Here is a 22641-nt window from a genome sequence, read left to right as displayed (position 1 = left end):
TTCACCTCGTGTTTAAACTGTATTAGTATCAGGCTGATCGCCTTATCGCCAGGACACTTCCGCTTTTTTTCGGGGCACTGTTCTTTGGTATTTAACATCGGGATATCCCATAACCAGACAGGCAATCACCTCTTTGCTTTCATCAATACCCAAAAAGGCTTTGATTTTGGGATTGCCATAAGCTGCCCTCACAAAGAAACCACTGTAAAACATTCCCAATCCCTGGGCATGAGTCATCAATTCCATCGAGTTGGCCGCTAATCCTGCATTTATAGGCGTTTCAGAGACCACTAAAATCAAGCCCTTGGCTTTAAAAAAAAGGCTTGTGGGTAATTCGGGATCAGCCAAATAATCTTCATACATTTTCATCCAGCGTTTTGCATAATATTTAAATAATGTATTTTTGTTTTGTTTATCCTCTAAAATATTTTTTCCCAGTTTATTCAGCCCTTCAAGTCCCAGTCCGGTCAGCTTCCGTATCTCATCCTGAACCACAATATATGAAACATTCTGACTATTGCTACCCGTTGGGGTAAAACGTCCTGCTTCAATAATCTGCTCAATTTTTTCCTTCTCAATGGGTTGATCTGTAAACTGACGGACCGAACGTCTGAACTTAATATAATTCAGCAGGTTATCCGGTGTGATATCAAAGCTGTCGGTCTGATAATCTTTAACCTCTGCCATATCATAATCGCTGATACTCACCGCATCAACCGGGCAGATGGCAATGCAGTGTCCGCACTTTATGCATGTTCGATTCAGTGGCGCAGCCTTATCCTCTTTTAAAACAATATCATTGGGGAAACAATCCTCAACACATGCACCACAACCAACACATTTTTCCTGATCGATTTTTATCATTCTATCTTCCTTTCAATATCAAGTGAAATTTCAAATCAGCCTACTTACCGGTGATAAAGAAATACAGTAAGACGATCACGCCCAAGACAATACGGTACCAGCCAAATATTTTGAAGTCATGCTTTTTGATATAGGTCATTAAGAACTTAATTGCCACGACGGAAGTGATAAAGGCAGCGATCATCCCGATTAATAGGATCACCACTTCCCAGAGGGTAAAAGCAAAACCGAACTTAATCAGCTTTAAAAAGCTGATCCCAAACATTACCGGAACGGCCATAAAAAAAGTAAATTCTGCCGCCACCGTTCGGGATGTTCCCAAAATTATCCCGCCAAGAATCGTTACTCCGGAACGGGATGTCCCCGGTACAATCGATAAGGCCTGAAAAGCGCCAATCTGTAAGGCCTGTTTATAACTAAGCTCAGATAATTTGACCACTTCCGGCTTGCGTTTTTTATGATAGTTTTCAATGACAATAAATAAAACCCCGTATAGAACCAACATCGCCGAAACGGTAATGGAATTCATAAAGTAGGTATCAAACAGGCGATCCAGCAGTAAGTAGGCCAAAACTCCAGGAATACATGCCACTGCAATTTTCGACCACAGAATAACAGTGTTTTTTCTAATTATTATCTTTTTATTTTTAAACGTTATCGGCACCAGCTTATGCCAATAGATATAAACCACCGCTAAAATTGCGCCTAATTGAATCACATACAAAAACATTTCGATAAATGGCTCTGACATATTAAGCTTTATAAAATCATCCACCAATATCATATGTCCGGTACTGCTAATCGGTAGCCACTCGGTGATACCTTCGACAATCCCCAGAAAAATTGCTTTTAAAATTTCCAAAAATCCCATTTTTCCCTCTCTTTTGTCTGTCGTTTTAAGTCGTTTGTCTCGGGAACGCATCATTGCGATTACATTTCAGTGAAACAATTAATCAACTCACATCACTAAGTTTACTTTTTTATACGCAAATTGGCAATGTTTTTATGGGATTTCCCTATCAATTCCTTATAAATAGAGCGCAATCTTAAAAAAATCAAAGAAAAAACATCCGGTGCTGTCAGTCCGAACAGCCCCGGACATTTAATTAGTTGCTTGGATCAAACACCGATCCCATAAAGACAATGGCGCCGGTTTCACTATCCGTTATCGCATAGAAAAAGGGTCGGTCAAAGTTAAGTTCAAAGTCATATGTTGGCATACTGGTGACGCCAACTTCCACCGAGGTCACGGCCGCCGCCTCAGTACCCGTTTCATCGACCTGAATAAAGGTCTTATGCTTAACGTCACTGATAAAAATGTCGGTCCCCGCGCCTTCTATCGCCATCCCCGAAAAATCTGCTTTCCCCGGTTCAAAAGCGATTCCCATGCCCATATCTGATAATGACTGGTTCAATGATTGTTCATATTCCATAGTGAACTTCGGAAGCATCAGGCTACCCTCTTTTTCTTCAAAAAGACCGCTCCAACGGGCCCAGTTATCCTGACTCAGTTGCTTTTTAAATTCACTGAGGCTCGACTCTTCATTGGGTAAAAAAAGTAACATCGCCATCTGCTGCTCTTCACCATAGGGAAGCCGTAAGGCCTGAAAATCAGATGTTTTTAAATAGTCAAAGGAACCGCTCTGATACATTGTCGGCACCGTTACAGTCTGTCCATCAGCCTGTTTAAATGATTGATCCGTTGTCAATTCCTTCTCAAAGGGGCTGGTCCAGGCCCCCTTAAAATAAACGGCATTTATCAAAAACATGATGGTTTCAGGGTCAATCGGCGGGCTGACAATCTGATTGATGGTCCCCTTGGTTTGGTTTTTTACCCATGTATTAATCATATCGGCAGACTTGGGATCTGAGAAATCCAGCTTTTTTGCCTCTGCCTGATAATCATTTCCGACCATCTTCAAAAATACTTCTGAAAAGTCAAAATCCTCAGTCATCCAGATGGAATTGGCAACGTTTAAGGTCACTTCGGGGTCTGCCTCTGTTAAAAAATAAATCAGGGCCCGATTGTTGCTATTTAGCTTTTCAATATCAATTCCCTGAATATTTAGCACCTCTGCCATGGCATCCCGGGTTGCTCCGGCGGCACCGTTATAGGCCATATTCAATGCCAGGGAGATGCTCACTGGTGAAATCATGCTGTTTTCATTTTTGGAAGTTAGATTTTTATAAAGCGCAAAACCAAAGTCATTGGTTTTTTCAACCATTGAGGTATCAAAAGAATTAAGCACATCCGTATCCGGCTTTGATATCACTGCTTTTTTACAACCCGAACCCAAGAATAATATCGCCGCCATACCAAAAACACCCACCAGAACAGCCAGTCTTCGTTTCATTTTAATCCCCTTTCATCTTCATGCCGTTTTGTCCGATCGCAACACTTATTATTTATCGCCGGTCAGTTAAAAAAATTCAACACCGCCGGTTTCGATATCATATTTTCCTGAAATAAGCTTTACTTCTCCTTTACGGATAAGATCCCTTACCATTTCGCTTTCACTGATCCGGCAAAAACTATGTTCAATATTTAAATTCTCGCACTTATCAACATCTTTTTCGCCTGAAATGACAGGCATTATTTCATCTAATACTTTCTTAATGTTCCCGGTGCCATGCCCCTCCATCGCTGCTGCCACGGCCCCGCAGTGGTTATGACCCAACACTAAAACCACCGGTGTTCCCAAGTGTCCCACGGCGTATTCAATACTCCCTAATTCAAAATCACCGATCACATTTCCCGCCGTTCGAATGACAAAGAGCTCGCCAATCCCGGCCGCAAAAATGTGCTCAGGAGGAACTCGGGAATCTGAACAGGTGACAACCACAGCATAGGGGTTCTGACCATTTTTAGCCGGTGCGGTCTTAATCGTCTGATGACTATAACCACTTTCTTTTGCATCTAAAAACTTCTTATTACCACTAATCAATGCCTGTATTGCTGCTTCAATTTTATTTTCTTGCTTGTTTTTCAAGGTTTTACCTTCTTTCTTAAATTCTTAGCTTTGCGTTAGCACCTTTTCAATAAACACACTGGCCACTTGCGGATCAAATTGAGTCCCGGCGCATTTTCTTATTTCTGCCACCGCTTCTTCCACGCTGAGTCCCTTTCGATAGGCCCGGTCACAGGTCATCGCATCGAAGGCATCCGCTACACCAATGATTCTTGCCTGAACAGAAATTTCCTCGCCTGCCAACCGTTTCGGGTAGCCCTTTCCATCCCACCGCTCCTGATGCTCCAGGACATATCTTGCCAATTCTGAAAATTCACTGGAGGAACTTAAAATCCGATAGCCGATCTCCGGATGGCGTTGAATTTTTTTCCACTCATCTGGATCTAATCCCCCCGGCTTATTGAGTATTTTCTCGTCAATCCCCATTTTACCGATATCGTGGATTAAACCGGCGGTCTTTACCTGGCTGACATCATCCGGGTCAAAATTCATTTTCAAAGCAATTTTTTCGCAGATTTCGCTCACCCTTTTGGAGTGCAACATCTCCCGACTGCTTTTTTCATAAAGGGTATTCATAATTAAATCGATGGTCTTATTCTTTATACTGGTACTTTCATATAGCTTATGTCGATACATATTGTCTTCGGCATTTTTTAACACATCCTGGATATTTTTATTCGCTTCGGTTTTCGTTTCATATCCAAATGAAATGGAAAATTTTATGGCCCCAATCGACTCCTGCCGGGCTGCGGTTCGCATCCGTTTGACAATCCTGGCTGTCTGGATCTGATCTGTTTTTGGCAGCAGGATAATGAACTCATCCCCACTGAGCCGGGCGACCACATCCTGATCCCGACATTCATTTAAAATTACCTCCGCAACTTTTTTAAGGAGCTCATCACCCAGCGCATGTCCAAAGGACTCGTTCACCAGCTTTAGTCCGTTCACATCGGAAATAACCAGACTCAACGGCAGGTTATCTTCGGTATCAATGGTCACTAATGCTTCTTCGTAATAGCGGCGGTTGAAGACTCCGGTGAGATAGTCGTGATCACTTAAATAACGGATTCGCTCTTCGGTCTGTTTCCGTTTGCTAATATCAGAAATAATGACGGCCACCTGTTGCGGTTCGGGACAATAGGCTACCATTTCAAAATACTTATTAAACTGATGAAAATACTTTTCAAAACAGACCGATGCGCCGGTTTTTATCACTTGTGCACATTTGCTAACCATAAACGCTTTTGACTCCGGGATGATCTCAGTCAGGGTTTTCTCGAGAATGTCCTGGCTCTTTAAACTGGTCAATCGCTCAAAGCTTTCATTTACATACAAAATCCTACAATCCTCAGGTTCCCCGTCCTCGTCAAGCAAAACTTCATGGACGATCAGGCCTTGTTCCATTTGAGTGATCAGCCGGCGATTTTTCTCTTCGCTGACCTTGAGACTTTCTAACAGTTCAATGGTTTGAGAATGCGCTTTTTCTAATTCAGCGGTTTTTTCCGCTACCATCCGTGCCAACCGACCTTGTTCATCCTGCTTATGGCGATTGGCCGTTTTAATTTTTACCATCGCTCTGATTTGGGCTGTAAGTTCCGATTCATCAATCGGTTTTGCTAAAAATGCTTCTGCCCCGGATTCAAGGGCCAGAATCCGATGCTCCCGATCGCCTTTTACCGCCGTTACAAAAACAACCGGGATTTCCTTGGTGCTTTTTTCAGCCTTTAGTTTTTGACAAACCTCAAATCCATCCATCCCCGGCATGACAACATCCAGTATGATTACATCCGGATCTTCTTGTGCCGCAATCATTATCCCCTCCATACCGGAAGTGGCTGTTAATACCTGGGCCTCTGGAAAAGCTTCTCGAATCAGTGCTCGCAGGGTAATCAAATTGTCCTGATTATCATCGACTGCTAAAAATTTTGATCGTTTATCTGCCATAAAGCACCTCCTGAATGACTTTTAAGAACTCCCGTTCAATGATCGGTTTAGGAATAAAGGCGTCAAACCCCTGGGCTAAAATCCCTTCTCTTTCCTGAGTCATGGCACTGGCAGTCAGTGCAATAACCGGCGTATGTTCCAGCCCCGGCGACGATCGAATGGTCTTAAATGCCTGGATACCATCAATTCCCGGAAGGGCAATATCCATCAGAATCAAGTCGGGCCGATATTGTTTTGCCAACGCGATGCTTGTTGGACCGTCTGTCGCCTCCAACACCCTGAAATGATCGCTTAGCAACGCCTTTACCGTGATCATATTATCGGGATTATCTTCCACCGCCAGTACCAATGGTTTTAACTTATTTGTTCGCGTCACAAATTGCTTTACCTTTTTTTCGTCAGTTTCCGGATAAAGCATCGAAGCGATAGCTTTTTTTAGTTCTTCTCGGTTGACATCACCTTTTTGAATTAACTGGTGAATATTATTTTTTGTCAAAAATTTAAGCTCGTCTTTGGTGATATGCTTAGCCGTGAGTATCAATACCGGAATATAGGCGGTCGGTTCCGACGCTCTTATGGTGTTTAGCAAATCAAACCCATCAATTTCAGGCATCATTAAATCCAGAACGATGGCATCAGGAATAACCGCTTCCATAATTTTCAGAGCTTCTTTTGCATCGCTGGCCACTTGAATGGTATACCCGCTATCTTCTAGTAAATCTCTAATCTGAATAACTGCTGGTTCACTGTCTTCAACAATCAGCAAGGTTTTAGCCGTCGAATTCGCTGACACTTTACTTGACAATTGCGGCACCGCTATTTCTCGTGGCAGCCTGGCTCGATCTTTTTTAAATTCTTCTTCAATCACTTTGTTTTCCGGCGAATAATGAACAGGCAGTGAAAGGAGAAATTCCGACCCCTGGTTCACGACACTTTTTACGCTGATTGTTCCACCTAGTAAGTTGGCATATTTTTTAGCAATCGCCAGTCCCAGTCCAGTTCCTCCAAATTTACGCGAGGTGCTGCCATCGGCCTGTCTGAATTCATCAAAAATAAAGGGCAGATAATTTTCGTCGATCCCGATACCAGTATCCCTGACCCGAATTTCTAAGTGCTCCCCGTTCTGGCCCATGGCCAACAATACCTCACCTTTTTCTGTGAACTTAACCGCATTGCTGGCCAGATTTTCCAGAATATGACGACATTTATCGCGATCGCTATTGATATAAACGGCAGTGTCACTTACACCACTTCGACACGTCACATTTTTCTCACTGGCCTGGGGCACCAGCATTTCCACCACCTCATTAATCAATTGATTTATATTAAAGGTCGTAATCTCAATTTCTTCCCGACCGGCTTCGATCCGGGAAATATCCAAGATGTCATTAATCAAAGCCAGGAGGTTTTTACCATTTCGTTCAATGACCTCCAGGTAACTGTACTCTTCTTCTGGTATTTCATTTTTAAGGCGACGATTTAAAATCCCCGAAAGGGCAATCACTGAATTAAGGGGTGTCCGCAATTCGTGGCTCATATTGGATAAAAAGTTAGTCTTAAGCTGATTGGCTTCATTGAGCTCTTTTTTCTGCATTTCCAGTTCAATATTCTGATGGATCAGTTCCACCGACTGCTCTTCCATTTCGTTCTTCTGGGCATCCAGTTCCCGGTTTTGCTGCTCCAGCTTGTGTGAAAATTCTTTAATGGTTCGGTAAGCCAGAATTCCTTCAATCCGGGCACTCATGGTACTGATGGTTTTTTCAATAAAACCAATCGCTTTTTGATTGTATTTGCCAATCGCCGCCAGGGATACCACCGCAATAACTTCCTTGCCAAAAACAATCGGAATCGTAATGATTTCCCGGGGAATAAACTTTCCACTGACGGTATAAAAAGCAAAGCGTGAATCTTCCGGGATATCTTTAATATGGGTGTAATGGCCACTGGCAAGCGACGCACCAAATTCACCTTCCAGAGTATCCCCACTAAATTTTTCTCTGCCCTTTTGGTCCAAGCCAATCGATTCAAAATATTCAAACTGGTGGTTATCGCTATTTAGCAGATAAACCGCTGCAACCTGAGAACCCGTGTATCGGGAAAGGATATTTAATGTCTTTCTAAAAAATTTTCTGGCATCATCTTCACCTAACATAACCTCAATAAAGTTTGCTGCTTTTTCATTGAGCTCCATATTTTTTTGAATATCATCTGCAAGGGTGTTAAATGATTCCGATAACATGCCAAATTCGTTGTGATGATCGTAACAGCTTCGAGCATTATGATTGCCATTATGAAATTCATCCGTCACCCGGGTCAACTCATTTAATGGTTCCTGAATGATCCTAAGAATGACAAAACTAACCAGCACCGAAAAGACAACAATGATAAGGACAACCAAAACTAATTGCATGATGATCCGATCTGATAAGTCAATGGCACCCTGATATAAGGTATCCGCCTTGTTATTTGCAAAATTCTCGACAACTTTCATTTTCTCAATGAGTGTTGCCCGATAATTGCCAACCTTTTCCCCCGGTAGCAACTTCTTTTTTGCCGTTTCTAAATCCCCCGCTAGCGCTTGTTCGACAATCTCCACCCGGGCGGTTTCCCAATTAATATAGGCCTTATATGCCTCATCGACATCCTCCTGCGGTCCTAAATAAAGTTCGCGCAACACGTCAAACTGTAACTGGATATCGGCATCGTGCTGTTCCATCAATACGATGGCACTTTCTCGATCTTCCTGAGTATCAACAAGAATTAAGTCTCTGACACCCACCCGCATGTTTAGAATATCTGCGTTTAGTCGGTCAATTGCTTTGGTCACATGAAAGGGATGATTATACATGGTCTCGGCCTGATTAACAATGGCATTAGTCTGAACATAACCTAAAATTCCCAATAATATAACAAAAAAAAGAATGATTGAAAAACCAATAATGAGCTGTGTTTTTACCTTTAAATTTCTTATGTTCATCTTCTCTCCCTGAACCTATTTGAAATGCCGTAATTTCCAAAAAACAGGAACACTTGAAGACAACATCTTTAAGTCCTCGTCCTTTCCCATAAAAATCGACTCTGCTTCACCAGTGATGAGAAAGCCTCCTTCGGCTAAAGAACGCTTTAATTTCCCGACAATCGATCGTCTCACCGCCGTTTTATAATAAAAAAGAAGATTACAGCAGAAAATGATATCAAAATCACCAAAAATGCTATCCGGTGGATTACTGGAATGGGAATCCAGCAAATCGTACTCTGAAAAGTCAATCTTATCTTTTAATCCGGGTATAACGCCATAGGCTTCGCCCCTTTTCATAAAATAACTTTTTAAGTGTTTCATCCGAATATTTGACACTTCATCCTCATTATAAATCCCGGCTTTGGCAATGCTTATCGCTTCTCTGGAAAGATCGGTAGCAAAAATTCGGAACCGCATCGGTTTTTTTGCGGTACGGATCAACTCTTCCAGTAGGATTGCGATGGAGTAGGCTTCCTGACCAGTAGAACAACCGGCCGACCACACCCTTAGTTCGCCATTTTCAGGTTTCCGGCTTAGTAGTTGGGGTAAAACCAGCTGCTCCAACACCGCAAAGGTCAAAGAATTTCTGAAAAATTGACTATAGGTGATCTGAAACGATGCTATTAAGCGTTCCGCTTCATCACCGTTTTCCTGTAGGTACAAAGGGTAGTCCGATTGGTTAACATTGATACCCGCCATTCGCCGCTTTAAGGTTTTTACCAGAAAGGCCTCCTCATAGATGCTCAGATCTTTTTCATACGTTGCTTTCATAATCCGAATCATCTCAAAAACAGAGTCGTCAGTGTGCGTTTCCATTTCCTATCTCCCTTATTCATCCTGATTATTGCCACGATTTGCCGACGACTCTAACGGAACTTCTCTAAACGCACCACTTCAACCAGTATTTTTGCCACCAGCGGATCAAAATGAGTTCCGGCACAGCGTTTGATTTCTGCAATTGCGGCTTCATGAATCAGCCCTTTTCGATAGGTTCGATCACTGGTCATGGCGTCGAAGGAATCTGCTACCGCCACAATTCTTCCCTGTAACGAAATTTCTTCACCCTTTAAACCTTTGGGATAGCCATTTCCATCCCATCGCTCATGATGTTCCAAAATACAATTTGCCATTTCCGAAAATTCATTGACTGAACTGAGAATTCGGTATCCAATTTCCGGATGCCGTTTTATTTCTTTCCATTCTTCAGCGTTAAGGGCTCCCGGCTTATTCAATATCTTTTCGTCAATCCCCATTTTGCCAATATCATGAATCAGTCCCGCTGTTCGGATCTGATTAATTTCATCCTGATCCAGTTTCATCCGCATGCCAATTTTTTCACAAATGAGGCCCACCCGGTTAGAATGCATCATTTCCCGGTTGCTTTTTTCATATAGGGTGTTCATAATCAGTTCAATCGTTTTGCTGCGCATGCTGGCACTTTCGTAAAGTTTATGCCGATACATATCATCCTCGGCATTTTTAAGCACTTGCTGGATATTTTCTTCTTTTCTGGTTTTTGTTTTGCTACCAAAAGCAATCGAAAGTTTCAAGCCACCTATTTTTTCTCTGGACGCCAGTGTTTCCAAACGTTTAATCACCAGAGCCGCTGTTTCAGCGTCAGTTTTAGTCAAAATAATAACAAATTCATCGCCACCCAATCTGGCAATTACGTCCTTGTCACGACAACCACTTTTAATCACATTGGACGCCTTCTGCAGAAGTTCATCGCCTACCGCGTGACCAAAAGAATCATTGATCATTTTCAAGCCATTGACATCGGCCATCACCAGAGTCAATGGATAGTTTTCATCAATATCCAGTTTGACCAGCACCTCTTCATAAAAGCGTCGGTTAAACAGACCGGTCAGATAATCATGATAGCTCAGATAGCGGATCTCCTCCTCGGTTTTTCTGATCCGGGTAATGTCCTGGATGGTTCCAAAAACGCCAACATGATTTTTATTTTCATCAAATTGGGGGATCATCCTTAGATTTGCAACACTTTCCTCTCCATCTTGCCTGATGATCCGAAAGACAAAATCGGCAGCGGATTTTTCTAACATCACCTTTTTAATATTTTCCAGTACAGAAGCAATGTCGTCTGGATGAACCAGCCTGATTAACTGTTCTTTTGTCCTGATTTGCTCCTCTGAGTGGATTCCGAAGATATTTAAAACTTCCTCCGAATAACCGATTTCCCCGCTTTTCAAGTGATACTCATAACTCCCTAAACGCGCCAACTTTTGAGCTTCAACCAGAGCTTTTTCGCTTTTTTTCCTGGCTTCATTTTCCTTTTCCAGCGATTTAAGGAGTTTCAGCGTTCGGGCATGGGCCGCCTTTAATGCCGCATTTTGTTTTCTGACCCGGTTATCAAGCCGCTTTTTTTCGTTACGTTTACGAAGATTGGCCCGTCTGATCTTTTCCATTGCCCTAATTTGAGAAATCAGTTCCTGCTCATCAAAGGGTTTGGATAAAAACCCTTCCCCTCCGCATTCCAGCGCCAGAATTCGATGTTCCTTATCGCCCCGGGAAGCCGTCACAAAAACCACCGGGATATCTGCCAGATCGGGTCTGGCTTTTAATTGTCGACAGACGTCAAAGCCATCCATTTCCGGCATAATAATATCCATGAAAATAACATCCGGATCTTCCGATGCCGCCATATCAAATCCCGCCTTGCCACCAAAAGCCGCTAAAACCCGGACTTCCGGAAATGCATCCTGTATCAGAGCTTTTAAGACAATCACATTATCCCGGTTGTCATCAATCACTAAAATCTTTAATTGCCTCGTATCCACCTGTCACCTCAAGAAATTCAATTTTTAATTTCGACGCTTTAATTATTGCCACTCCACTCGGTTTTTTCCTTTTTCTTTGGCCCGACTCCGGGCCACATGGGCTCTGGAAATCAGGGTTGCCGGCAACAAGTCCTGACGATAGGTTGATACCCCAAAACTCGACGTTAGCTTTAAAACGGTCTCAAAATTGGTGTTTTCAACAATGGTGCGAATCTTTTCCGCCAGGGTTACGGCCCCTTTTTTATCGGTATCGGGTAGAATAATCAAAAATTCTTCACCACTCCATCTGCCAACAACATCCGTCACCCGAATATTTTGTTTCAGGATATCGGCAATTGCCACCAGTACTTTATCTCCGACCGGATTTCCATAGGTATCATTAATCTGTCTGAGCGAATCGACATCCACCAGGACGATTGAAAAAGGGGCCCTGGTCCGTTCAGAACGTTCCAGTTCGCATTGGAGAAACGTATCAAGTTTAGGACGATTAAACACCTGCGTCAATTTATCCTTGATTGATAACTGTTTAATTTCAGCTTCTAAACGTTTAATTTCGGTAATATCCCGAATTACACTCAGAATATGAGGTGTCCCTTCGATGTTAATCGCCTGAGCCGAAACCAGGCCGACAAACATTTCATCATTTACATCCTTAACCATGATCTCCATATTTTCGCTGATACCCGTTCGTTTTAATTCTGCAACTAATTGCTCTCTCTTATCCAATTCGAAATACAGATCAGAAATATTTACCGACTCATCAAAAATTGTCCTTCCCCGGGTCTTGATCAGCTTTAAAAAGGCCTGATTATAGGTCAATAGCTTGCCCTCATCCATAGTCGTAATAATGGTCGGGTCAGGAAACAAGTCAAAGATCATTTCAAAGTGTTTTTTGCAGTTGTTTCGAATCTCCCGCGCTGCGTTATCAAGTTCAATAAAGTCCGGATCATCTCCGTATTTTTCTAAAAAACCATCATCCGGTTTTTCTTCCGATACAATATTCCTTAGATACACAATCAATTCTTTGATTTCGACAGTTAGCATAATCTTTCCTACACCACTTTCTCATTTATTATTTAAGCCTTACTTAAAAACAATCCACTTTATTTTTTCAAATAATTACATAATAGTAGGAGTCCAACAGGTAGGTCTGGTCGTACTTAACGGTCATTTTCCACAAATTTTTCTTTACCTTTTTAATCGAAGCCTCCCCTTTCTCATATTGATCCAACAATTTTAAAAAATACTTCTTTTCACTGGGCAATGCCAGGGTTCTGAAATATCCCCAAATGTGCTGGGCCACGTTAATGGAGTTTCCAATCGTCGTTTCTTTCTGGAAAGAGGTTTCAATAAGATTATAAAACTCGATGCAGGGGTAACGCTCTTTGTTATTAAGTAGTTTTCTAATCTCCAGATAGTCAAGCGGGGACCGTTCCAGCACGGCATATTTATACTTGCTCCACTCATGTTCTAATTGATTTATTTCTTTTTCCCCGATTGTGCAATTGATACATTTTATGGCCGACAGATTTTTATCTTTGACTTCCAGCATGATGTCCAGATCTCTGTCCTTTATCGCTTCATAGAACGCCATAAACGCTGTTATCGCTATTGTTTTAGAGTGGGAACCAGTTTTTTTTTCGGGATTTTGTTGGGAATAATGAATCTTCTGATTGCCATCCTGACTTTTCCAGGTGGTTTTACAAATATCGATCCAATACGTGTCCGGCTGATTTGTATCACAGGGATTCACCTTATGATGGAGGTTATCAAAGACAACCGGAATATCCAGTGCTTTCCCAATGATTACAACATCACTGATGGTGTAGGATTTATCATCATTTTCAATGATCAGTCGTTTCTTGACAGTTTCATCCAAGCCATCATAATTTTTTAGAAATCGTTTGATCGCCTGTTTCTTATCATTATAAACCCCACCTACGTGGAGGATAATTTTATTCTCCGGCCCCAGCCCAAGGCTGTCCATAATCCGGGCGTGATAATTAAGGTCGGCAATGGCGTTAGACACGATCTTTTCATCGGGTGAATTTAAAACGGTGTATTGTCCCGGATGCATGGAAACCCGCATCCCGCTTTTGGCTATTTTCTTTGCGATCTTTTTTAACTGCTTTTCAAATACTTCCCACCAGATGATCCGGTTAACCGGATTTGATCCAAAGGGGATCAGGGATGAACTGATTCTAAATAATTCAACCCGGTTATTAATATTGTAGTCAATCATATTTTCCAGTGCATTTAAATTATGCTTGATCAACTCCGTCAATTTTTCATCGGTAACATTTTTAAGCAAGCACGTTTTAAGTTCAGTATTGGGTACTCCCACCGTTAAACATGCGTATCCTATCCTCATAACAACCTTCTTTCCTATCGACCATTTATTCACAGATGACCTGATCACCAAAGTTTTTAGCCGCAGCATAAAACTGATCCAACATGCCCTGCTGTTGCGCAGGCAAAATCGGTTTGATAATACTATTGTAAATGATTTTTTCATTATATCAGAAATGAATCTTAATATGAAGCGAATTGGGTGTAAAATCAATGATATCGGCGTTAATTTTACACAAAAAAGAGCCTGATTCCAGACTCCTTCAGCTTATCTTACCATTATCGACGGGATTAATTTAGTTGTCTTAACTCACACTTCTTAAAACCAGTCTATTTAAAAGTTCTCACCCAGAACTTTTTCCACAAAGATGCGTGTCACTGCCGGATCAAACTGCGTGCCGGCATTTCTTTTTAACTCACTGACCGCTTCTGTTAGGGTTAGCCCTTTGCGATACGTTCGATCACCAGTCATTGCATCGTAGGCGTCTGCCACCCCAATAATCCGTGCCTGAATCGATATTTCCTCTCGCTTTAATTTTTTAGGATAACCCTTCCCATCCCAGCGTTCATGATGTTGGTACACATACTTGGACATTTCTGAAAATTCATTGGAAGAACTCAGAATCCGATAGCCAATTTCCGGATGACGTTGCATTTCCTGCCACTCCTCAAAGTCCAGATGACCAAGCTTATTCAATATCCTCTCATCAATTCCCATTTTTCCAATATCATGCATCAAACCGGCTGTGCCAATCTGATTGACTGCATCCTTGCTGAGGTTCATCTCAACAGCAATCGATCTGCAGAGTTCGCTTACTCGCCTCGAATGAAGCATTTCGCGGCTGCTCTTTTCATAGAGGGTATTCATAATCAGCTCAATGGTTTTATTCTTGATGCTGGCACTTTCATAAAGCTTATGCCGATACATGTCATCTTCTGCCCGTTTAAAAATATCCTGGATATCCTGGTCTTCCATTTCCTTGATTTCATACCCAAACGAAATGGAAATCTCAAACGCACCGATTTTTTGATTGGCGGTTTTAGCTTTCAGATCATTGATGATATCAACGGCCTGAAAAATATCGGTCCGCGGCAGAATCACGATAAATTCATCTCCTCCTAACCTGGCGACAATATTGTTTTCAGGAATCGCTTCTTTTATCAACCGGGCCGACTTTTTTAAGAGCTCATCTCCCATGACATGGCCAAACGAATCATTAATCAGCTTTAGTCCATTGACATCTGCCATGATCAGGGTGATTGGTAAATTTTCTGGCATGTCCAACCGTTTTAGTTCTTCTTCATAAAACCGCCGGTTATAGAGGCCGGTCAGATAATCATGATAACTGAGGTAACGAATTTCCTTCTCCGCTTGTATTCGATCGGTAACATCCGAGATAATCACGGCAAACTGTTTAAACCGGGGCGAATAGGCAACCATTTCAAAATATTTATCCACATATTTATCATAATGTTCAAATGTAATTGGTTGGCCGGTCATCGCCACCTGACCGAATTTTTTTATCCATTTTTTATCCATCTCCGGTTTTATCTCCAGCGCTGTTTTTCCGATGATTTCCTGGCGCTTCAAGCCTACCAGCTTTTCATAACTATCATTGGCATCAAGGTATAAAAAATCAACCGGACTTCCGGACTTATCAAAGAGCACCTCATGCACTGCCAACCCCTGAGACATTTGGGTAATTAATAAGCGGTGACGTTCTTCACTTTCTTTTAAGGCAAGTTCAGTCTGGTGCCGTTCGGTAAAATCGACCAGCATATAGCTTACCAGCTTTCGCTTGGTATCAAAATTGTTCTTATTGACATAGAGCCATCGGTCATCCTTGCCGATTTTTATTTTTACCGGTTTTCGTTTGTGATCGCCCTGATCAAGAATCGCTAAGATTTCTGCGATATTTTCCTTTTTTTTCTCATAAAAAAGGCTAGCAACGGGGTTCATACAAATAATCTCACGGTCGGAATTTATCAGAAATGCGACCTCCCCAAGATTCCAAAACGTTTGTTTCCAACGATTTATTTCTAACTCAAACAGATCGTTTTTAACCTCATCCACCCCGATCATGGCTAGAATCACCAGAATCACCACGGGGGTGGGGTCAACGTATTTATCAAGGCCAATCAGAATCACCAGCACTGCAAGCCAGGAGATCTGAGTGGTCAAAAGGACAAAGCGATAGCTTTTTATCAGGTTTCGGGAGGTTGATTTTTTGATTGCCATCATCAATGCCATCATTGTAAAGACGATAAAAATAGTATAATAACCCAAAATCAGATAATAACCGATGTTTTTTGAGGTACTGGCGACCGAAAAACCATTGACCTTTATCAGTTCCACCCAGTTAAAAGCCAACTGATGAAGGGGATTGGTGATATAAATGGTCCACAGAAAGCAAGATACAGCAGCTAATAAAAACTTAATCTTCCCCGGTATTTTCTTTTTCACAAATTGAGCAACAAATAATATCCCAAATGTTGGAATAAAAATCACACCCAGGTTGGCAAAATTTCTGGCAAAAATCATCATTTCGATTGTTTGAGAATTAAGTGAAAGAAAATAGCCCAATGCATAAATTGCTGCAGCAAACATCAGGGCGGAAAAATAATTAAACTGTCCATCCACTTTTTGTTTTAAGAGTTTGATTCCCACAAAAATATAAATGACAGCAATAATTGGCAACGAAAAGACGATGGTATTTAGCAAAACGTTTTGAAGATTCATACATTTCCTCATTCCAGAGCGCAACGGGTCAATTCTTCACACTCACAGATCAACCCATCCCAGGACAAATTAATTATTTTTGGCTGAAAAGACATCATACCAGACAAAGGTTAAAGAAACCTTTGTCTGGTATGATGTCTTTTTTAATGTCTCCATCCCGGAATGATTATCCATCCTGATATTTGATGTGTACATGGGTGGCATCACAAAAAGGCTTGTTAACCGATTCGCCGCAGCGACATAAAACAAACCGATTTTGTCTTTCATACGGGTGGCCATCCGCCGATAGAAGAGGAATCCTTCCTTTGACAAAGATACCACAACTCACCCTCCGTTCAGGGCCCTGAAGAATCACAATCTCCGGTTCATATTCGGGTTCGATGGCCGTGCCATTTTTTTCGAATGCAACCAGGCGACCTGCCGGGCATTCACTGGCAGCCTTAATGGCTTCCTCCTTGAGTCTGGGATCATCCGACTGTTTGATCAGTTCCCAGGCCGTTCCATCATTTCGATGACAGAATCTTGCAAAGGCGCAACGGTGGTCATCTCTCATATCCAGATCTGCTCCGATAAGAAACTCGGCCCGATCTAAAAAAGCAGCTTTCGATGCTGTCTCCTCACCATGAAACGCGCATTTTGAATGTTCACCATCACAAAAAGGCGGATTTTTCGACTTTCCGCACCGACACAGGGTATAGGTTTGGGCCTGGGGAAGATTTCGTCCTGCTGTATAAACATACCCCTTTCCCTGGGAAGTAATTACCTTCTCCGTCAGTTTGATGCTCCCGGTGACTACGTAAGGGCCATTTTTTATAATTTTAATGCTTTTATTTTCCATTATTATTCTCCGTGCTTAACCGATGGTATTAAATTTATTTTAAATGCTGATGGTTTTTGCCATTACTACGAATCTTAATAAAACACACACAGCCAAATACAGGGCGGATCGGTTGAGGTATAGGCGACCCGATGCTTTTGGTGCGGTGGGATTAACAGGGTGTCCCCTTTTTCAAGCGTAATGGTTTGATTTTCTCCAAATGACAGTTGGGCCCTGCCTTCAAGCAGAATCACGTATTCGGTTTCTTCCTGATCGTACCAGTTTGATTGCTGACCAGTACTGATAATCCGTTCAATCCGAACCCGATCATTCTGCGCCAGAATGGCGACCTCTTCATCGTCACTGGGTAACCCGGGGAGTTTATAAATATTCATTTTAAACCTCGCTTATAAATCATATCATAAAATTGTCGCGAAAAACAGTTCCATCAAAAAAAAGACGCGCCATGCGCATCCGTTTTTTTAATTAACTCAGCAGGTAATTGCTGCCCTGTTTTTTCTTGCATTTCTTTTTTATTTTGGCGGCTGTTTCGGCCAGTTCAAAAACCGTTTTACTGTGATCGCAGGCTACCCCCGCAATGGAAACCGAGAGAAAGGGAAAATTTTCCTCGACATCTTTGCGGTCCTTGGAGGTGATATAACCTTTCTCAATATCTTCTTTGTTATAGTATTTTACCACCGCTTCATTAAACGTGTGAATGACACTGATGCACAATTGTTCAGTTTTCTTTTTGGGCACAATGGCAATAAAATCATCCCCACCAATGTGACCAATGAAGTGTTCCGGTGGAATCCGGGTTTTTAAAATCTCGGCAAACTCCTTTAATACCCGGTCCCCATTTTCAAACCCATAAAGATCATTATAGGCTTTAAAATTATCCAGATCAAAATAGAGAATGGTTCTTTTATCTTTTTCTTTAAGGGCCTTTTCCAGCTGCTGTTCAATCATCAAATTGCCGGGAAGTTCAGATAAGGGGTTTAGATGCTTGGCATAAACAAACTCGATTTCGATGAGTTTTTCCATCAAATCTTTGACTGTTACTGTTCCCTGAAACTGATCTTTCCGGGTCACCACAATAAAGTCATAGATCTTATTAAAATCCCGCTGCATCGCCTCCTTTCCGACGATGTCAATGGTCTCCAGGTAATCCACATGCATAAAATCCGTATCCATGATCGTGCTAACCGGTTTATTGGCATAAAGAATATACCCGTATTGTCCGCTAATTCGCTTATACAATGCGTTTCGGGTAATCACCCCAATCGGAAGCAGATCTTTGACCACGCAAAACCCGGAGAGGGTTTCGTTTTCCTTAAACATTTCGTGAACCTGTGAAACGAGAATATCCGGTGATATAGTTTGCTCCAGTTTACAGATCGACTCAATGCGGTCATTAAGTACCCGATTGTCCAACAATTTTCTTTTATTGGCATTCTCTTCTCTCACGATTTCAACCACATCCTTAGAGATTGAATTTAGAATTCCATTTGGTCTTTGAATAAAGTACCCCTGGCCATACTGCACCCCAATTTCGATCAGTGTCAGCAATTCTTCCTTTGTCTCAATCCCCTCGGCAATCAGTGCCGTTTCTGTATATTCTGAAAACTCATTCAGGCACCTTACCAGAGATTGCTTGGTTGTGTCTTTGTCGATATCCCGGATCAATTTCATATCCAGCTTAATATAATTAGGATGAATATCCGAGATCAGGTTAAGGCCCGAATAACCAGCACCGGCATCATCAATGGCAATCCGGTAGTCCTGTTCCTTATAGTTGTCAATCGTTTTAATAAAGTCAGCAAGATGATTAATGGCTTCGCTCTCGGTAATTTCAAAGATAATCCGTTTGGGGTCGATGGCAAATTTATCCAGATATTCCTTGGTAAACCCTTTTCTGAATTGGACATCCTGCATGATATTAGGGTTGACATTTAAAAAAAGTTTGAATTCACTTTCTATTTTAAAGGCCGCCTCAAAGGCTTTTGAACGACAGAGAAATTCCAGCTCCCAAAGTTTATTAAACTTCTGGGCGCATTTAAACAGTACATCCGGGGTGTGAAGCAGCGAATCGGTTGGTCCCCGGCTAAGGGCTTCATAGCCATGGATGGTTCCGTCAAGCAACGATACGATGGGTTGAAAAACGGTTGTGATTTTTTTCTGGTAGAGTATTTCTAAGAGCTCCCCTCTCAACCGCTCTTCTTCTTTATTCTGATTGATATCCAAACACATTCCTCCCCATAGTTGATGTCACAAATTATATCCATGGGAGGCAGCTATTAATATTAGCAACGTGTTAATTTTTCGTTAATTTTTACCGGACTCGGGTATTTAAGTATCGATACCCCCACCTTTGGCTGCTTGTATTAACACCACTAAGAAATGTTTACAGATAGAACCTCAGCTGTTATACTAAAGTAACTGCTACTCCATCAGAATGAGAGGTTATTATTATGCCTAAAACCCTATTGGAACTAAGGAAATTTGTAATCCCGGAAATAATCATCGGTGTCGACGCCCGATTGTTGATTGGGCGTTATATCTCTCATTTTAATGCTAAAAAACCGATGATTGTCACCGATAAGGCGCTTCAGAACTTTGAATGGTTCCGTGACACCATTAATCTGATCCGTCCTCATGTAAAAAAACTCTTCTTTTTTGATGACATAACCCCCAATCCTAAAGATCATGAAGCGATGCGCGGCGCTGATCTTTTTTTATCACTGGGTTGTGACTTGATTATCGCCATCGGCGGCGGCAGCGCGATCGACTGTGCTAAATGCATCAGCATTGTGGCCTCAAATGGCGGCAATATTCTGGACTACGAAGGGGTTGACGAAGTGAGGATGCCGGGGCCACCGCTGATCGGTATTCCCACCACTGCCGGTTCTTCCGCGGATGTTTCCCAGTTTGCCATTATCAAGGATAGCGCCGCCCATATTAAACGGGCCATTATCAGCAAAAAAGTGGTGCCCGATCTGGCCCTGATTGACCCCATTCCACTGATGTCGATGGACCGCTATTTAACCGCCTGCACTGCCATGGACGCTCTGACACACGCCATTGAAGCCTATGTATCGAGTACCCATTCGGCCCTTACCGACGTTCATGCGCTGGAGTCCATCCGTCTGATTAATCAGGTCATTGAAAAATCAGTAATGCCGCAGCGAAGCATCGAGACCATGTATGAGCTAATGCTTGGTTCCCTCCAGGCTGGTTTGGCTTTTTCCAACGCCAGCCTCGGCGCCGTCCACGCGATGTCCCACTCGATGGGCGGTCTTCTGGATTTACCTCATGGTGAGTGTAACAGCATTTTGCTTGAGCACATCATCCGCATTAATTTTGAAACGGTTCCCGACCGCTATCGGGACATTGCCAGACAATTAGGCTTGTCCGTGGATAACGTCAATGATACGCTACTGCTTGAGATGATTATTAACCGGATCGTTTCAATGCGGGAAAACTTAACTATTCCAGCCCATATTAAGGTGGAAAATTTAAAAGAAAGCACCGTGGCCTATTTAGTGGAAAATGCCTTAAATGATCCCTGTATGGTAACCAATCCCAGGATTTTGACAAAAGAAGAGGTGAGAATTATTTATGGACGAGTCTTACAAACCTAAGAATAAAAAAGAGCTTACCCGGGAATCAATTATCGGTCTGGGCGAGAACTCCTTTAAGAAAAACTACTACGCCCAGCTGCAAACAAAACTGGTCGATCTGGAGCGGATCCACAGCCGAACACAGGCATTAATTGCCACAATTCCTGATATTTTACTCATTAGCAATGACCAGGGGCAGATTACGCCGCTGAATCCTTCTTCGCACACTGGCTCCTACGCGCTAGTGGCGATCATGGGAAACCAGATTCTGATGACTGATCTCAAACAAGTTATCGAAGTCGTTTCGTGTACCCGGGTTTTGTCTGATTATTATTTTTCCATGCCCTTTCAAAACGCTCTTCACTATTTTGAAGTTCGGGTTCAAATCTCAACCTTTGATGAGGTCCTGATCATGATTCGGGATATGACCGAACGGGTGAATATGGAAAAAAAGCTCCGGGATCTGGCGGAGAAAGACACCCTGACCCACATTACCAACCGCCGCTTTTTCGAAACCGAGTTGGCCCAGATTAACAACCGTAACATCGAAAAATTAACCATCTTACTATTGGATATTGATGGACTTAAGTTTGTCAATGATACCCTCGGGCATTTAATGGGGGATCAGGTCATTGTCTCGGCCAGCCAGGTCATCAGCCGATGTTTTCAATCGATGGGAATTGTTTCCCGGGTGGGCGGCGACGAATTTGCCGTGATTGTCAAAAATCAACTACCAGAGACCCTCGAAGCGGCACTTGAAAAGATGAATGGCCATTTAAAATGTTTAAATGAGTTGCCGGATGCAACCTTTAAAATCTCCCTTTCCTACGGCTATTCCCATCACGCTTCCGGCCTGGTCAATACTAATTTTCTCTTTCAGGAAGCCGACAATAATATGTATCAAAACAAACTGCTAAAAGAATCCAGCACCCGGAACAATCTGGTAAAAACCCTGATGAAAGCCCTGGAAGCCAAAGATTATATCACCGAAGGTCATACCAGTCGAATGGACACCCTGGCCACCCTGATCGGTCAGGCCCTGCGATTACCCCAGAATGTGATGGACCGAATTCAGTTACTGACTAAATTTCATGACATCGGCAAGGTCGGAATTCCCGATAGCATTCTAAAAAAGCCCGGTGCTTTAACCCCGGATGAATGGAAGGTGATGAAAACCCATTGTGCCATCGGTGAACGGATTGCCAACGAATCATCCGAATTGAAGGAAATTTCCCACCTGATTTTAAAACATCAGGAAAAATGGGATGGTAGCGGCTATCCCTTAGGCCTCGTCGGTGAGGATATCCCCATTGAGTGCCGGGTATTAGCGATTGTGGATTCTTATGACGCCATGACCAATGACCGTCCCTACCGGGCAGCACTCTCCCCCGAAACAGCCATCAATGAAATCATTTCCTGCGCTGGCTCTCAGTTTGATCCCGGTATGGTTAAAATTTTCTGCAAAGTCATCGAACAACATTTAAGGCCGCAGTAACAAATAATTACTGCGGCCTTTATTTT

The 22641-nt window shown here is 42.4% G+C and carries 16 protein-coding genes; 2 read left to right on the top strand and 14 right to left on the bottom strand.

Annotation, left to right across the window (positions count from 1 at the left end; genetic code table 11):
- Positions 1 to 42: 42 nt before the first annotated feature.
- The 14 genes from DOZ58_RS14025 to DOZ58_RS13960 form a co-directional block, all read right to left on the bottom strand.
- Positions 43 to 864: a nitroreductase family protein gene (locus DOZ58_RS14025; RefSeq protein WP_111888858.1), complete on the bottom strand. Its 822-nt coding sequence runs from the start codon at positions 862 to 864 to the stop codon at positions 43 to 45.
- A 40-nt stretch (positions 865 to 904) separates the two neighbouring features.
- Positions 905 to 1735, bottom strand: a complete 831-nt coding sequence (locus DOZ58_RS14020) for an undecaprenyl-diphosphate phosphatase (protein WP_111888857.1) — start codon at positions 1733 to 1735, stop codon at positions 905 to 907.
- A gap of 235 nt (positions 1736 to 1970) precedes the next feature.
- Positions 1971 to 3218, bottom strand: coding sequence for a serpin family protein (locus DOZ58_RS14015; protein WP_111888856.1), 1248 nt, complete (start codon positions 3216 to 3218; stop codon positions 1971 to 1973).
- Between the two features lie 66 nt (positions 3219 to 3284).
- Positions 3285 to 3854 (bottom strand): carbonic anhydrase, encoded by a 570-nt coding sequence (locus tag DOZ58_RS14010; protein ID WP_111888855.1) that lies wholly within the window; start codon positions 3852 to 3854, stop codon positions 3285 to 3287.
- Positions 3855 to 3878: 24 nt separating this feature from the next.
- Positions 3879 to 5777 (bottom strand): HD domain-containing protein, encoded by a 1899-nt coding sequence (locus tag DOZ58_RS14005; RefSeq protein WP_111888854.1) that lies wholly within the window; start codon positions 5775 to 5777, stop codon positions 3879 to 3881.
- Positions 5767 to 8754: a response regulator gene (locus DOZ58_RS14000; protein ID WP_111888853.1), complete on the bottom strand. Its 2988-nt coding sequence runs from the start codon at positions 8752 to 8754 to the stop codon at positions 5767 to 5769. Before DOZ58_RS14000 ends, DOZ58_RS14005 begins: the two co-directional genes overlap by 11 nt.
- Positions 8755 to 8769: 15 nt before the next feature.
- Positions 8770 to 9612 (bottom strand): protein-glutamate O-methyltransferase CheR, encoded by an 843-nt coding sequence (locus DOZ58_RS13995; RefSeq protein ID WP_111888852.1) that lies wholly within the window; start codon positions 9610 to 9612, stop codon positions 8770 to 8772.
- Positions 9613 to 9662: 50 nt separating this feature from the next.
- A complete protein-coding gene (locus DOZ58_RS13990) occupies positions 9663 to 11594 on the bottom strand; it encodes an HD domain-containing protein (protein WP_111888851.1) in 1932 nt (643 codons plus the stop codon).
- A gap of 42 nt (positions 11595 to 11636) precedes the next feature.
- Positions 11637 to 12638: a sensor domain-containing diguanylate cyclase gene (locus DOZ58_RS13985; protein ID WP_111888850.1), complete on the bottom strand. Its 1002-nt coding sequence runs from the start codon at positions 12636 to 12638 to the stop codon at positions 11637 to 11639.
- A 67-nt stretch (positions 12639 to 12705) separates the two neighbouring features.
- Entirely contained in the window at positions 12706 to 13965 is a 1260-nt protein-coding gene (gene uvsE, locus DOZ58_RS13980) for a UV DNA damage repair endonuclease UvsE (RefSeq protein ID WP_111888849.1), read from the bottom strand.
- A gap of 312 nt (positions 13966 to 14277) precedes the next feature.
- The gene (locus DOZ58_RS13975) at positions 14278 to 16683 is read right to left on the bottom strand and encodes an HD domain-containing phosphohydrolase (protein ID WP_242988515.1); all 2406 of its coding nucleotides are present in this window, start codon (positions 16681 to 16683) and stop codon (positions 14278 to 14280) included.
- A 166-nt stretch (positions 16684 to 16849) separates the two neighbouring features.
- Positions 16850 to 17521, bottom strand: coding sequence for a CDGSH iron-sulfur domain-containing protein (locus DOZ58_RS13970; protein ID WP_204355414.1), 672 nt, complete (start codon positions 17519 to 17521; stop codon positions 16850 to 16852).
- Between the two features lie 74 nt (positions 17522 to 17595).
- A complete protein-coding gene (locus DOZ58_RS13965; RefSeq protein ID WP_111888846.1) occupies positions 17596 to 17895 on the bottom strand; it encodes a cupin domain-containing protein in 300 nt (99 codons plus the stop codon).
- Between the two features lie 91 nt (positions 17896 to 17986).
- Entirely contained in the window at positions 17987 to 19744 is a 1758-nt protein-coding gene (locus DOZ58_RS13960) for a GGDEF domain-containing protein (RefSeq protein ID WP_111888845.1), read from the bottom strand.
- A 227-nt stretch (positions 19745 to 19971) separates the two neighbouring features.
- Between DOZ58_RS13960 and DOZ58_RS13955 the strand changes: the two genes are divergently transcribed.
- Together DOZ58_RS13955 and DOZ58_RS13950 are read left to right on the top strand one after the other, a co-directional pair.
- Positions 19972 to 21141 (top strand): iron-containing alcohol dehydrogenase, encoded by a 1170-nt coding sequence (locus DOZ58_RS13955; protein ID WP_111888844.1) that lies wholly within the window; start codon positions 19972 to 19974, stop codon positions 21139 to 21141.
- A complete protein-coding gene (locus DOZ58_RS13950; protein WP_111888843.1) occupies positions 21119 to 22615 on the top strand; it encodes an HD-GYP domain-containing protein in 1497 nt (498 codons plus the stop codon). The genes DOZ58_RS13955 and DOZ58_RS13950 overlap by 23 nt, the downstream gene beginning before the upstream one ends.
- Positions 22616 to 22641: the final 26 nt, after the last annotated feature.

The organism is Acetobacterium sp. KB-1 (assembly GCF_003260995.1).
GTDB lineage: Bacteria > Bacillota > Clostridia > Eubacteriales > Eubacteriaceae > Acetobacterium > Acetobacterium carbinolicum.
The sequence above is the reverse complement of the archived record's forward strand: the minus strand, read 5'-3'. Positions and strand labels throughout refer to the sequence as shown.